This is a genomic window from Bacillus sp. AY18-3, assembly GCF_008042305.1.
Classification (GTDB): domain Bacteria; phylum Bacillota; class Bacilli; order Bacillales; family Bacillaceae_G; genus Bacillus_A; species Bacillus_A wiedmannii.
The window spans coordinates 363844-376787 of the sequence record NZ_QKQR01000006.1; the positions used below are offsets into that span (position 1 = coordinate 363844).

General features: G+C 37.4%; 12 protein-coding genes and 1 other annotated feature (1 of these 13 running past the window's edge). Of the genes, 10 read left to right on the forward strand and 2 right to left on the reverse strand.

From position 1 onward, the window contains the following. Window positions 1-132: 132 nt before the first annotated feature. Window positions 133-2463, forward strand: a complete 2331-nt coding sequence (lon, locus tag DM800_RS07215; RefSeq protein ID WP_000097312.1) for an endopeptidase La — start codon at window positions 133-135, stop codon at window positions 2461-2463. Next, window positions 2460-3056 carry a ribosome biogenesis GTP-binding protein YsxC gene (gene ysxC, locus DM800_RS07220; protein WP_000869124.1) on the forward strand — a complete coding sequence of 199 codons (597 nt, stop codon included), beginning with the start codon at window positions 2460-2462 and terminating at the stop codon, window positions 3054-3056. The genes lon and ysxC overlap by 4 nt, the downstream gene beginning before the upstream one ends. A gap of 36 nt (window positions 3057-3092) precedes the next feature. Here the strand turns inward: ysxC and DM800_RS07225 are convergent, their stop codons facing one another. Together DM800_RS07225 and DM800_RS07230 are read right to left on the reverse strand one after the other, a co-directional pair. After that, a complete protein-coding gene (locus DM800_RS07225) occupies window positions 3093-3509 on the reverse strand; it encodes an organic hydroperoxide resistance protein (RefSeq protein ID WP_048541345.1) in 417 nt (138 codons plus the stop codon). 2 nt (window positions 3510-3511) lie between these two features. After that, complete coding sequence (locus DM800_RS07230) at window positions 3512-3964, reverse strand: MarR family winged helix-turn-helix transcriptional regulator (protein ID WP_098135087.1); 453 nt, start codon at window positions 3962-3964, stop codon at window positions 3512-3514. A gap of 415 nt (window positions 3965-4379) precedes the next feature. Here DM800_RS07230 and hemA point away from each other — a divergent pair, with 415 nt between their 5' ends. The 8 genes from hemA to ysxE all read left to right on the forward strand — a co-directional run bounded on the left by hemA (window position 4380) and on the right by ysxE (window position 12739). Next, a complete protein-coding gene (gene hemA / locus DM800_RS07235) occupies window positions 4380-5714 on the forward strand; it encodes a glutamyl-tRNA reductase (RefSeq protein WP_000547847.1) in 1335 nt (444 codons plus the stop codon). Window positions 5715-5731: 17 nt separating this feature from the next. Continuing rightward, the gene (locus tag DM800_RS07240) at window positions 5732-6565 is read left to right on the forward strand and encodes a cytochrome c biogenesis protein (protein WP_147786644.1); all 834 of its coding nucleotides are present in this window, start codon (window positions 5732-5734) and stop codon (window positions 6563-6565) included. 15 nt (window positions 6566-6580) lie between these two features. Beyond that, window positions 6581-7510: a hydroxymethylbilane synthase gene (hemC, locus tag DM800_RS07245; RefSeq protein ID WP_088609691.1), complete on the forward strand. Its 930-nt coding sequence runs from the start codon at window positions 6581-6583 to the stop codon at window positions 7508-7510. Window positions 7511-7512: 2 nt separating this feature from the next. Beyond that, window positions 7513-8265: a uroporphyrinogen-III synthase gene (hemD, locus tag DM800_RS07250; protein WP_147786645.1), complete on the forward strand. Its 753-nt coding sequence runs from the start codon at window positions 7513-7515 to the stop codon at window positions 8263-8265. A 20-nt stretch (window positions 8266-8285) separates the two neighbouring features. Further along, window positions 8286-9275, forward strand: coding sequence for a porphobilinogen synthase (gene hemB / locus DM800_RS07255; RefSeq protein WP_001087076.1), 990 nt, complete (start codon window positions 8286-8288; stop codon window positions 9273-9275). Next, complete coding sequence (gene hemL / locus DM800_RS07260; protein ID WP_147786646.1) at window positions 9275-10564, forward strand: glutamate-1-semialdehyde 2,1-aminomutase; 1290 nt, start codon at window positions 9275-9277, stop codon at window positions 10562-10564. The genes hemB and hemL overlap by 1 nt, the downstream gene beginning before the upstream one ends. A gap of 109 nt (window positions 10565-10673) precedes the next feature. Continuing rightward, window positions 10674-11651, forward strand: coding sequence for a stage VI sporulation protein D (gene spoVID, locus DM800_RS07265; protein WP_147786647.1), 978 nt, complete (start codon window positions 10674-10676; stop codon window positions 11649-11651). Between the two features lie 62 nt (window positions 11652-11713). Beyond that, window positions 11714-12739 carry a spore coat protein YsxE gene (ysxE, locus tag DM800_RS07270; RefSeq protein ID WP_088064510.1) on the forward strand — a complete coding sequence of 342 codons (1026 nt, stop codon included), beginning with the start codon at window positions 11714-11716 and terminating at the stop codon, window positions 12737-12739. 158 nt (window positions 12740-12897) lie between these two features. After that, window positions 12898-12944 (forward strand) — a binding site (T-box leader); it runs 186 nt beyond the window's last position.

Here is a 12944-nt window from a genome sequence, read left to right on the forward strand (position 1 = left end):
CGGAGTCTTTTTTCCTTTTTAAAAGGTAGAAAAAACGAGGGATTTACAATTGCGAAAAATCTCTGCAATTGCATCTAGATGTATTGTAATATAAAATAGTTGAACAGGAGTTTAATTTATTATGGAGGTGCTATGTCTAGTATGAATACGAATGAAAGAATCGTACCCCTCCTACCATTAAGAGGCGTTCTCGTATATCCAACGATGGTTCTGCATCTTGATGTAGGACGTGATAAATCGATACAAGCACTAGAGCAGGCGGCAATGGATGAAAATATCATCTTTTTAGCGATGCAAAAAGAAATGAATATCGATGATCCGAAAGAAGATGACATATATAGTGTAGGTACAGTGGCGAAAGTGAAGCAAATGTTAAAATTGCCGAACGGTACGCTTCGTGTCCTTGTAGAGGGTTTACATAGAGCTGAAGTAGTAGAGTTTATCGAAGAAGAGAATGTAGTGCAGGTTTCTATCAAAACGGTAACTGAAGAAGTGGAAGATGATCTAGAAGAGAAAGCTCTTATGCGTACATTACTGGAGCATTTCGAACAATATATTAAAGTTTCGAAAAAAGTTTCAAATGAAACATTTGCAACGGTAGCTGATGTGGAAGAGCCAGGAAGATTAGCTGATTTAATTGCTTCTCACTTGCCGATTAAAACGAAGCAGAAACAAGAAATCTTAGAGATTGTATCTGTGAAGGAACGATTACATACACTTATTTCAATTATTCAAGATGAACAAGAGTTACTTAGTTTAGAAAAGAAAATTGGACAAAAAGTGAAACGTTCAATGGAGCGCACGCAAAAAGAATATTTCTTACGTGAGCAAATGAAGGCGATTCAAACTGAACTTGGTGATAAAGAAGGTAAGGGCGGGGAAGTTGAAGAACTTCGTGAGAAAATTGAACAATCAGGAATGCCTGAAGAAACAATGAAGGCTGCACTGAAAGAATTAGACCGTTATGAAAAGTTACCAGCAAGTTCTGCGGAGAGCGGTGTTATTCGTAATTATATGGATTGGTTATTAGCACTTCCGTGGACAGAAGCGACAGAAGATATGATTGATCTTGCTCATTCTGAAGAGATTTTGAACAAAGATCATTACGGGCTTGAGAAAGTAAAAGAGCGCGTACTTGAATATTTAGCTGTGCAGAAGTTAACGAATTCATTAAAAGGACCTATCCTTTGCTTAGTAGGACCTCCTGGGGTCGGGAAAACATCGTTAGCGCGTTCGATTGCAACATCATTAAATCGTAATTTTGTCCGTGTATCCCTTGGTGGTGTACGTGATGAATCTGAAATCCGTGGTCACCGTCGTACGTATGTTGGAGCGATGCCAGGACGCATTATTCAAGGTATGAAAAAGGCGAAAACAGTTAATCCAGTCTTTTTATTAGATGAGATTGATAAAATGTCTAACGACTTCCGTGGAGATCCATCAGCGGCATTACTTGAAGTGTTAGACCCAGAACAAAACCATAACTTCAGTGATCATTACATTGAAGAACCGTATGATCTATCGAAAGTTATGTTTGTAGCAACTGCGAATACACTTTCAAGTGTTCCAGGTCCGTTGCTTGACCGTATGGAAATTATTTCAATTGCTGGCTATACAGAACTTGAAAAAGTTCACATTGCCCGTGAACATTTATTGCCGAAACAATTAAAAGAGCATGGCTTACGAAAAGGTAATTTACAAGTACGTGATGAAGCGCTTCTTGAAATTATTCGTTATTATACACGTGAGGCCGGTGTTCGTACGCTAGAGCGTCAAATTGCAAAAGTTTGTCGTAAAGCAGCAAAAATTATCGTTACAGCAGAACGTAAGCGTATTGTAGTAACAGAGAAAAACATTGTTGATTTACTTGGTAAGCACATATTCCGTTATGGGCAAGCTGAAAAAACAGACCAAGTTGGTATGGCAACAGGGTTAGCGTATACAGCAGCAGGCGGTGATACACTTGCGATTGAAGTGTCTGTAGCGCCAGGTAAAGGGAAATTAATTTTAACAGGGAAACTTGGGGATGTTATGAAAGAATCCGCACAAGCGGCGTTTAGCTATATTCGTTCTCGTGCAGAAGAGCTTCAGATTGATCCGAATTTCCATGAGAAAAATGATATTCATATTCATGTTCCAGAAGGAGCAGTTCCAAAAGATGGACCGTCAGCAGGTATTACGATGGCAACGGCACTTATTTCTGCACTAACAGGTATTCCTGTAAGTAAAGAAGTGGGGATGACAGGTGAAATTACACTTCGTGGTCGTGTATTACCAATTGGTGGTTTAAAAGAAAAAACATTAAGTGCTCACCGCGCAGGCTTAACAAAAATTATTTTGCCAGCAGAAAACGAGAAAGATTTAGATGATATTCCAGAAAGCGTAAAAGAAAACCTTACGTTTGTGCTTGCATCTCATTTAGATGAAGTATTGGAGCACGCATTAGTAGGAGTGAAACAATGAAAGTAACAAAAGCAGATATTGTAATTAGTGCTGTTAAACCAGAACAATATCCAGACAGTGATTTACCAGAAATTGCATTAGCAGGTCGTTCAAATGTCGGGAAGTCTTCCTTTATTAATAAAATTTTAAATCGTAAAAAGTTAGTACGTATTTCTTCTAAACCAGGGAAAACGCAAACGTTGAACTTTTTCTTGATCAATGAGATGATGCATTTTGTTGACGTTCCAGGTTATGGATATGCGAAAGTATCTAAAACAGAGCGCGCAGCATGGGGCAAAATGATTGAGACTTACTTTACAACACGTGAGCAATTAGACGCAGCTGTATTAGTAGTTGATTTACGTCACCAACCAACAAATGATGACGTGATGATGTATGATTTCTTAAAGCATTATGAAATCCCAACAATTATTATTGCGACGAAAGCTGATAAAATTCCGAAAGGGAAATGGCAAAAGCATTTAAAAGTTGTAAAAGAAACGCTTGCTGTTGAAATTGGCGATGAAATCGTTCTATTCTCTTCTGAAACAGGACTTGGAAAAGAAGAAGCGTGGAAGGCAATTCATAGAATGACAAAAACAAAAAACGCGTGACGAATGTCGCGCGTTTTTTTTATTTACTAAATTTTTTTATCGTACGTTTAATGTAACCTCAATATTACCTCTTGTTGCTTTCGAATAAGGACATACACCGTGAGCGGCTTCTACAAGTTCTTGTGCTTCGTCATGAGAGACGCCAGCAACATGTACATCAAGTACAGCAGATAGGCCGAAACCACCATCTGTATCTTTTCCGATAGAAACGTGAGCAGTTACTTCTGTACTTTCTACTTTCACACGTTTTGTACGAATGACAAGTTGTAATGCACTATCAAAACAAGCGGCATAACCAGCAGCAAATAGTTGTTCTGGATTCGTTGCCTCTCCGCCTGCACCACCTAGTGCTTTCGGCATTTTTACATCAAGATTTAATATGCCATCATCTGAAATTACTTTTCCATTTCTTCCACCTGTAGCAGTTACTGAAGCAGTATATAATTTATCCATGTTTATTCCCCTTTTCTATCATTAATTGTTTTCATTGTTTCAATTAGTTTATTTAATTGAATTAATAAAGAACGATATTCTTGTTCTGTAATTCCTAAATTTGTTGCCATTGTTTTCGGCAATGAACAAGCCTTTTCTTTTAAGTCTTTACCTTGTTCTGTTAATTTAATACAAACTTTGCGCTCATCTTCTTTGGAACGAACGCGTTTTACAAGTTTTAATGATTCCATTCGTTTTAACATAGGTGTTAACGTACCGGAATCTAAAAATAGACGTTCTCCAATTTCTTTTACTGTTAGTCCATCTTGCTCCCATAGTACGAGTAAAGTAATGTACTGGGGATACGTAATACCCATATCTTCTAAATATGGTCGATAAAAGCGGGTAACTTCTTTAGAACAGGCGTAAATAGAAAAACAAAGTTGGTTATCTAGATGTAAAGAATTCTCTGTCATACATAACTCCTTTCTAATTAAGTTGCGCACAATTTAATTTTATAAAATCAATATAACGAAAAAGAAATACAATGTCAAATACATTGTATTGAGAAAGTTTGTGCTACAATTTGGAACAATCATACATATTTTTCTTCATGATGAAAGAAGATAGGAAAGATGATGTTATAATTCATATGGAATAGTTTCCATCACTTGATTATGAGGACTTTTTTTGGTAACGTACAAATAGAGTTATTAATTTATAATCATTATAAAGTAGAAAGTCTTTATTAGTTTTACTGAATCTCCTTTATTACATACGGAGAATAAATAAAAAATAATCGGTTGTTCACACGATTGTCAGATTCATAAGAGGAAAGTTGTATTATGATAGTAGATAAAGTGATAAAACGGGTGAAGGGGGACATGCTGCGTGCATATTCTTGTTGTTAGTGTAAATTATCGAACAGCCCCTGTAGAATTTCGTGAGAAACTCACATTTCAGGCAGCAGAGCTAGAGCAAGCAATGACTACATTACAAAATCAAAAGAGCGTGTTAGAGAATGTCATTGTATCAACTTGTAATCGCACTGAGATTTACGCTGTTGTCGATCAATTACACACGGGACGGTATTATATTAAGAAGTTTTTAGCTGATTGGTTTCAGCTTGAAATAGAAGAAGTCGCACCATATTTAACTATTTTTGAACAAGACGGTGCAATAGATCATTTATTCCGCGTGACGTGCGGTTTAGATTCTATGGTAGTTGGAGAAACACAGATTTTAGGCCAAATAAAAGATAGCTTTTTAGAAGCGCAACAAGTAAAAGCGACAGGCACAATTTTTAATGAGTTGTTTAAGCAGGTGGTTACGTTAGCGAAACGTGCGCACTCAGAAACGACGATTGGTGAAAGTGCGATGTCTGTTAGCTATGCTGCTGTTGAGCTCGGAAAGAAAATATTTGGTGAGTTAACAGATTGTCATGTGCTTATTCTTGGTGCTGGTAAGATGGGTGAGCTGGCACTGCAAAACTTATATGGAAGCGGTGCTCGAAAAGTAACCGTCATGAATAGGACGTTTACGAAAGCGGAAGTAATGGCTGAGAAATATATGGGACATGCAAAGCCTTTAAGTGAATTGCAATGTGCATTATTAGAAGCAGATATTTTAATTAGTTCAACTGGTGCATCTGAATATGTCATTACGAAAGAGATGATGACAAAGGTAGAGAAAATGCGCTCTGGTCGTCCGTTATTTATGGTGGATATTGCAGTGCCACGTGATATTGATCCAGCGATTGATGAACTAGAAGGTTCTTTCTTATATGACATTGATGATTTGCAAGGAGTAGTGGAAGCAAATCGTGCTGAGCGTTTGAAAGAAGCAGAGAAAATTCAATTTATGATTGAAGAGGAAATTGTTTTATTTAAAACGTGGTTAAGTACACTTGGTGTTGTTCCGTTAATAGCAGCTCTTCGTGATAAGGCACTTGCTATCCAAAGTGAAACGATGGAAAGCTTGGAACGAAAAATACCGAATCTTAGTGATCGTGAGAGAAAAGTAATTAGTAAGCATACGAAAAGTATTATTAATCAATTATTAAAAGACCCAATTTTAGTAGCGAAAGAAATAGCTGCTGAAGAGGGAGCAGACGAAAAATTAGCGTTATTTGCAAAGATTTTTGACTTAGAAATGGAAGATGTAGAGAGTTGTGCGGAAGAAGTAGAACATAAAAGAGCGTGGACACCATCCGTTCCATCTTTATAATTTGGAAGGATGATCGGATGAGTTTTTTAAATAACAGTATTATTTATCATATTGCAATTATTTTATATGCTTGTAGCATTAGTTTATATTTTATAGATTATTTCCAAAGTAACCGAAAGGCGAACCGATTTGCTTTTTGGTTACTTTCGATTGTATGGGTTCTGCAGTCTATCTTTATGTTACTTAGGGCTACAGATTCAGCAACGAACCCTATATTAACTTTATTATCAGGGATTTATTTTTATGTTTGGCTATTGATTACGATGTCGTTAGTCATTAATCGATTTATGAGAATTGACTTTCTAGTCTTTTTTACAAATGTTGTCGCATTTGGCGTAAGCGCTTTTTCTATTTTTACACCGCTCGGAAAGATGTCGCCGGTACTGGCAGAGCAATTAGTTTCAGAACTTGTATATGTACATGTCGGTATGGCTATTATTTCTTATGCAACTTTCACTGTATCGTTCATTTTTTCTATTATGTATTTATTGCAATATCGCCTATTAAAAAAGAAAAAATGGAATGCGAGATTAAGAAGGTTAGGGAATTTACCGAAGCTAGAATCGATGTCTTACGGATTAAATTTATTTTCTGTTCCATTTTTCTTATTAGCTATTTTATTAGGATGCATATGGGGATATACGAAATTGGACAATTTCCATTGGTATGATACGAAAGTGATCGGGTCTTTTGTCGTTCTATTTGTATATTGTGCTGGCCTGTATTTACGAGTGGCAGATGTGTTGCAAGGGAAGAAAATCGTGCAGTGGAACATCGGAGCATTTCTCGTAATGCTAATCAATATTTTTCTATTAAGCAGTTTATCCAATTTCCACTTTTGGTATTTATAATGAGGAGAGAGAATTATGCGCAAAATTATTGTAGGGTCACGAAAGAGTAAATTAGCATTAACGCAAACAAACTGGTTTATTGATCAGTTAAAAGCACTAGGTTTACCATATGAATTTGAAGTGAAAGAAATCGTCACAAAAGGTGATGTTATTTTAGATGTTACTCTTTCAAAAGTAGGCGGAAAAGGCTTGTTTGTTAAAGAGATTGAACATGCGTTACTTACGAAAGAAATTGATATGGCTGTACATAGTATGAAAGATATGCCGGCCGTACTTCCAGAAGGATTAATGATTGGTTGTACACCGAAGCGTGTTGACCCTCGTGATGCTTTTATCTCAAAAAGCGGAGCAGCGTTTAAAGAGTTAGCAGAAGGCGCTATTTTAGGTACGAGTAGTTTAAGACGCAGTGCACAATTATTAGCTGCGAGACCAGATTTACAAGTGAAGTGGATTCGAGGAAATATCGATACACGTTTACGTAAATTACAAGAAGAAGATTACGATGCAATCATTTTAGCAACAGCTGGATTACAAAGAATGGGCTGGGATAATGAAGTTATTACAGAACATTTAGATGAGACGTTATGTGTACCTGCTGTAGGACAAGGTGCATTAGCGATTGAATGCCGTGAGGATGATAAGGATTTACTACAGTTGTTAGCGCATATGAATGATGCAGTAACAGAAAGAACAGTGGCGGCAGAACGAGTATTTCTTCATAAACTTGAAGGTGGCTGCCAAGTTCCGATCGCTGGATATGCAACTCTTACAGAAAATGATGCAATCGAATTAACAGCTCTTGTCGGTTCTATGGACGGTTCTATTTTATTGAAAGAGATAGTAGTAGGAACTAATCCAGAGGAAGTAGGATTAGAGGCTGCGGACCGTTTAATTAAACAAGGCGCCAAAGAACTCATTCTTGCTGCAAATAAGGGGCAACAATAAATATGAACGCTCTCGCTGGCAAAACGGTATTAATTACACGTGCCCAGCATCAGGCGAAACAAATGAGTGTAGCGGTGAAAGAAAAGAGCGGAATTCCATTGGAAATTCCGCTTTTGCGTATGGAAGGTATGTCTCATAGGCAAATTCAACATATAGCAGGGCACCTGCATTCGTATGACTGGGTTATTTTTACGAGTAAAAATGGGGTAGCTTTTTTTCTAGATAGTTTGAGAAAGAAGCTACCCGCAAAGACTAAAATTGCTGCAGTAGGCGTGAAAACAAGGTTAGAGTTAGAAAAGCGGGGCTATCAAGTGGACTTCGTTCCAACTGCATTTGTTGCAGAAGTATTTGCAGAAGAGTTTGTAAAAAGACTAAGTGGAAGCGAGTGCATTTTATTTCCGAAAGGGAATTTAGCAAGAGATGTAATTCCAGTTGCGCTTCGCGAAATTGGTGTTTCTCTAGATGAGCTAATCGTATATGGTACGAAAGAGAATGTAGAGAAAAGGCAAGAGCTTATAGTAGCGTTAGAAGTAGGGAAAGTAGACATTATTACATTTACAAGCCCTTCAACTGTTACTAGTTTTGTTCGTTTACTTGAGGGTACAAACTGGAGAGAATGGACAAAAAACTGTACAATTGCTTGTATAGGGCCTATTACGGAAAAAGAGGCGATCCTTTATTTTCCACATGTTATTATGCCGAAAGAGTACACTGTAGAAGCATTACTACAATGCATTTGTGAATCTATAAAATAAAAGAATGGGGATAGAAATCTATGAACTCTTTACAATTTAATCGTCATCGTCGCTTAAGACAAAGCGGTAATATGCGTGCGCTTGTGCGTGAAACGTTTTTACATACGGAAGATTTTATTTACCCTATTTTTGTATTAGAAGGAGAAAATGTTCGTAATGAAGTGCCTTCTATGCCAGGCGTATATCAAATGTCTTTAGATTTATTGCAAGCTGAAATGCAAGAGGTTGTTGATTTAGGTATTCGTTCTGTTATTGTATTTGGTTTACCTGCTGAAAAAGATGAAGTTGGATCATCAGCATATTGTGATCATGGAATTGTGCAACGTGCAATTAAGCAAATTAAAGGTGAATTCCCTGAGCTAGTAGTAGTTGCAGATACATGTTTATGTCAATTCACAAGCCATGGTCATTGCGGTGTAATTGAAGACGGTATTATTTTAAATGACGAGTCTCTTGCAGTTCTTGCGAAAACAGCTGTAAGCCAAGCGAAAGCAGGAGCGGACATTATTGCGCCATCAAACATGATGGACGGATTCGTAACAGCAATTCGCCATGCATTAGATGAAAATGGTTTTGGACACGTACCAGTAATGTCGTACGCTGTGAAATATTCATCAGCATTTTACGGACCATTCCGTGATGCGGCGCACGGTGCCCCGCAATTTGGTGATCGTAAAACATATCAAATGGATCCAGCGAACCGTATGGAAGCATTCCGTGAAGCAGAATCAGATGTAATGGAAGGGGCAGATTTCTTAATTGTAAAGCCAGCTCTTTCTTACTTAGATATCGTTCGTGATGTGAAAAATAACTTTAATTTACCAGTCGTTGCTTATAACGTAAGTGGTGAATATTCGATGATTAAAGCAGCAGCGCAAAATGGTTGGATTAATGAAAAAGAAGTTGTACTTGAAAAATTAATTAGCATGAAACGTGCAGGAGCAGATTTAATTATTACGTATCATGCAAAAGATGCAGCAAGATGGTTACAAGAAGGAGGCGCTAAATAATGAAAAAGTTTGATAAGTCTATTACGGCGTTTGAAGAGGCGCAAGATTTAATGCCTGGTGGCGTAAATAGCCCCGTTCGTGCTTTTAAGTCTGTTGGTATGAATCCGTTGTTTATGGAGCGCGGAAAAGGCTCTAAAGTATATGATATCGATGGAAATGAATACATCGATTATGTATTATCATGGGGTCCTTTAATTCATGGTCATGCGAATGATCGTGTTGTTGAAGCTTTAAAATCTGTTGCTGAAAGAGGAACAAGCTTCGGTGCCCCAACGGAAATTGAGAATAAATTAGCGAAACTTGTTATTGAGCGCGTGCCATCAATTGAGATTGTACGTATGGTTAACTCTGGAACAGAAGCGACAATGAGTGCGCTACGTTTAGCTCGTGGTTATACAGGACGTAATAAAATTTTGAAATTCATCGGTTGTTACCACGGTCATGGTGATTCGTTATTAATTAAAGCGGGTTCTGGTGTGGCGACGCTAGGTTTACCAGATAGCCCAGGTGTACCAGAAGGTGTAGCGAAAAATACGATTACCGTAGCGTATAACGATTTAGAAAGTGTGAAATACGCTTTCGAACAATTTGGTGATGATATTGCTTGTATAATTGTAGAACCAGTAGCAGGAAATATGGGTGTTGTTCCTCCGCAACCAGGATTTTTAGAAGGTCTTCGTGAAGTAACAGAGCAAAATGGTGCATTGCTTATTTTTGATGAAGTCATGACAGGATTCCGAGTTGCTTATAATTGCGGACAAGGTTATTACGGTGTAACACCTGATTTAACTTGTTTAGGTAAAGTAATCGGTGGTGGCTTACCAGTAGGAGCATACGGTGGTAAAGCAGAAATTATGCGCCAAGTTGCACCGAGCGGACCGATTTACCAAGCAGGTACTTTATCAGGTAACCCACTTGCAATGGCAGCAGGTTATGAAACGTTAGTACAGTTAACGCCAGAATCATATGTAGAATTTGAGCGTAAAGCTGAAATGTTAGAAGCTGGCTTACGTAAAGCGGCTGAAAAACATGGCATTCCGCATCATATTAACCGTGCGGGTTCTATGATTGGTATCTTCTTTACAGATGAACAAGTTATTAATTACGATGCAGCAAAATCTTCAAACTTAGAATTCTTTGCGGCTTACTATCGTGAAATGGTAGAACAAGGTGTATTCTTGCCACCATCTCAATTCGAAGGTCTATTCTTATCGACAGCACATAGTGATGCAGATATTGAAGCGACGATTGCAGCAGCTGAAATTGCAATGTCAAAATTAAAAGCTTAATTGTTGAAAGAAAATCGCTCTCCATAAGGGGAGCGATTTTTTTTATTCATAAAGTCAGCTTTCCATACATAAATCTGTAATGACATATAGTTTGGGAGGGGGAAAAGAAGTGGGAACAGATCATTCATTACGTTTTTCATTAAAAGAATCTGTTTGGTTCCAAAAAGGACAGGAAGTCGAAGAACTTTTGTCAATTTCGTTAGATCCAGACGTTGAGATAGAAGAGCTTGATCATGAAGTTATCGTGAGAGGGCAATTAGATTTAACGGGAGAGTATGTTGCACGGCAAGATGATTCGGCTTATTCATTAAGAGATTTATCGCCAGCGAAGTCGATTGATTATGTAGAAACAAGGGAAGATGGGGTTAATGAACTTGTTCATTCCTTTCCGCTTGAAATATCAATTCCGAGAAACCGTGTGAAAGTAATTGAAGAACTATATGTATCTATTGAGGAATTTGATTATGAATTAAAGGAAAATGGTTGCTTACAATTATTAGCGGATATATCTATCACTGGTTTATGTGATGAAGAAAGAATCGAGGATGAAGAGGAAGAAACAGCGTATGCTGAGTTAGAGGCTGATTCCGCACAAGAAGATGAAAATAGACCCGCCATGCACGTAGAAGAACCAGTCTATAAGGAATCAGATGAGTGGGAAGATTACGCATTTGAACCGTTTCAACTAGAGGAAAGAAAAGAGCAGGAAGTAGAGGAAGAGGAAATAGAAGAACATGAATTTGTGGAGCGTGAAGAGGAGAAAGAATCAACGCCACAATTTGAATTGTTCGGAAGAAAAGATTTCAAGAAAGAAAAAGCGAAAAAACAAGAAGAGCAAGAAGAAGAAACGTATTCACAGCGAGATGAAAATGCACTTTATTTAACGAAAATATTTACGAAAGAACCGGAAGAAGAATTTACAAAGTTAAGAATGTATTTCGTGCAAGAAGGGGATACAATCGAATCTGTTGCAGACCGTTATGAAACGTCTGTACAAAACTTATATCGTGTCAATCAAACAGAAGATATATATTTAACTGCGGGACAAATTATTTATATTCCTGTTTCAAGGGCAAAAGCGAAATAAGTGAGTGTTTTCACTCACTTATTTTCCTAAAGGCAATGTTTTGAATAGAAAGGGTTATTCGTATGGATATTGAATTACGAAATCGCTATGAACCCATTGTAAGGCAATATAGATTGGATACACAGCATATGGAAGAGCACGGAAGTGTAACGAAAATTTACACGAATCAAGGTCCGTATGCGCTCAAGAAAATAGAAGACGGGAAGTTAGAGAGGAATAACTTTTTGCACCATATTCAATATTTGAAGGAGAACGGTTTTTCAAATTATGTACCTATATACCATGCGACGGATGGAAATTATATTTTAAGTGACGGGACGTATAATTATTATTTAATGCCTTGGTTAGAACGTGCGGAAGGCAACGGCGAGGATAATGATCAATACCATAAAATGTTTCAAACTCTCGGGACGTTACATCAAAAAACGGTGAAAGAAGAAACGTATACAGAAGAAGATTTAGAAAAACATTATACAAATATATCTGATCGCTGGGAGAATGATGGTGAGATGTTAGAAGAGTTTCTCGTAGAATCTGAAGCGAAGTGGTATATGTCTCCGTTTGAATTGCAATATTGTACGTACTATCATCATGTAATGAGGGCGCGTGAGTTTGCAATGAAGCAATTAACTGAGTGGAACGATGCGATGAAAGAAAAAGAAAAAACACGTATTACTTTTGTACATGGTAACGTATCGCTTAATCATTTCTTATTTGATTATGAACGGAATGGCTATTTTATTAGTTTAGAAAAATCTAAGTTTGCCACACCGGTGCAAGATATAGTAGGGTTTTATTCTCGGTCTTTAAATACGTATCCAATTGCGCGAAGTGATCGGTTTGAATGGTATCAAATGTACCAAAAAAATTTCCCTTTTACGAAAGAAGAGCAACTACTCATGTTTGCATATATGACGTATCCATCGCAATTTATTCGGCAAATCCAGTCTTATAAGAAAAGAAGAGAGAGTCGCAATGAGGAAAATGAACTGCTCGGAGTAAAGAGCTTACAACAATCGCATTGGCTCGTTAGCAATATAGAATATTTCCTTTCGCAATTACAAGCTGCTCAGCAAGGGAGCGGATAAAGTGATGGGGTCTTACTGCCCGCAAATAGCGGGAGAAAGAAGATAAGTAGAGGATGCTACTTATCTTCTTTTTTTGCCCAAAAATCCGTAGTATTAAATTTATCTTGACGAATAGGGTTTCGTTTTTTACACTATTGTATATAATAATTAACAATCATATAAATGCCTTGAAGGGGAAGAGTATAACAAGAAACGTCTTCAGAGA

Bases quoted from the DNA above. Each gene is read 5' to 3' on its own strand.
- lon (WP_000097312.1), top strand. From the start codon at position 133: ATGTCTAGTATGAATACGAATGAAAGAATCGTACCCCTCCTACCATTA.
- ysxC (WP_000869124.1), top strand. From the start codon at position 2,460: ATGAAAGTAACAAAAGCAGATATTGTAATTAGTGCTGTTAAACCAGAA.
- DM800_RS07225 (WP_048541345.1), bottom strand. From the start codon at position 3,509: ATGGATAAATTATATACTGCTTCAGTAACTGCTACAGGTGGAAGAAAT.
- DM800_RS07230 (WP_098135087.1), bottom strand. From the start codon at position 3,964: ATGACAGAGAATTCTTTACATCTAGATAACCAACTTTGTTTTTCTATT.
- DM800_RS07240 (WP_147786644.1), top strand. From the start codon at position 5,732: ATGAGTTTTTTAAATAACAGTATTATTTATCATATTGCAATTATTTTA.
- hemC (WP_088609691.1), top strand. From the start codon at position 6,581: ATGCGCAAAATTATTGTAGGGTCACGAAAGAGTAAATTAGCATTAACG.
- hemD (WP_147786645.1), top strand. From the start codon at position 7,513: ATGAACGCTCTCGCTGGCAAAACGGTATTAATTACACGTGCCCAGCAT.
- hemB (WP_001087076.1), top strand. From the start codon at position 8,286: ATGAACTCTTTACAATTTAATCGTCATCGTCGCTTAAGACAAAGCGGT.
- hemL (WP_147786646.1), top strand. From the start codon at position 9,275: ATGAAAAAGTTTGATAAGTCTATTACGGCGTTTGAAGAGGCGCAAGAT.
- ysxE (WP_088064510.1), top strand. From the start codon at position 11,714: ATGGATATTGAATTACGAAATCGCTATGAACCCATTGTAAGGCAATAT.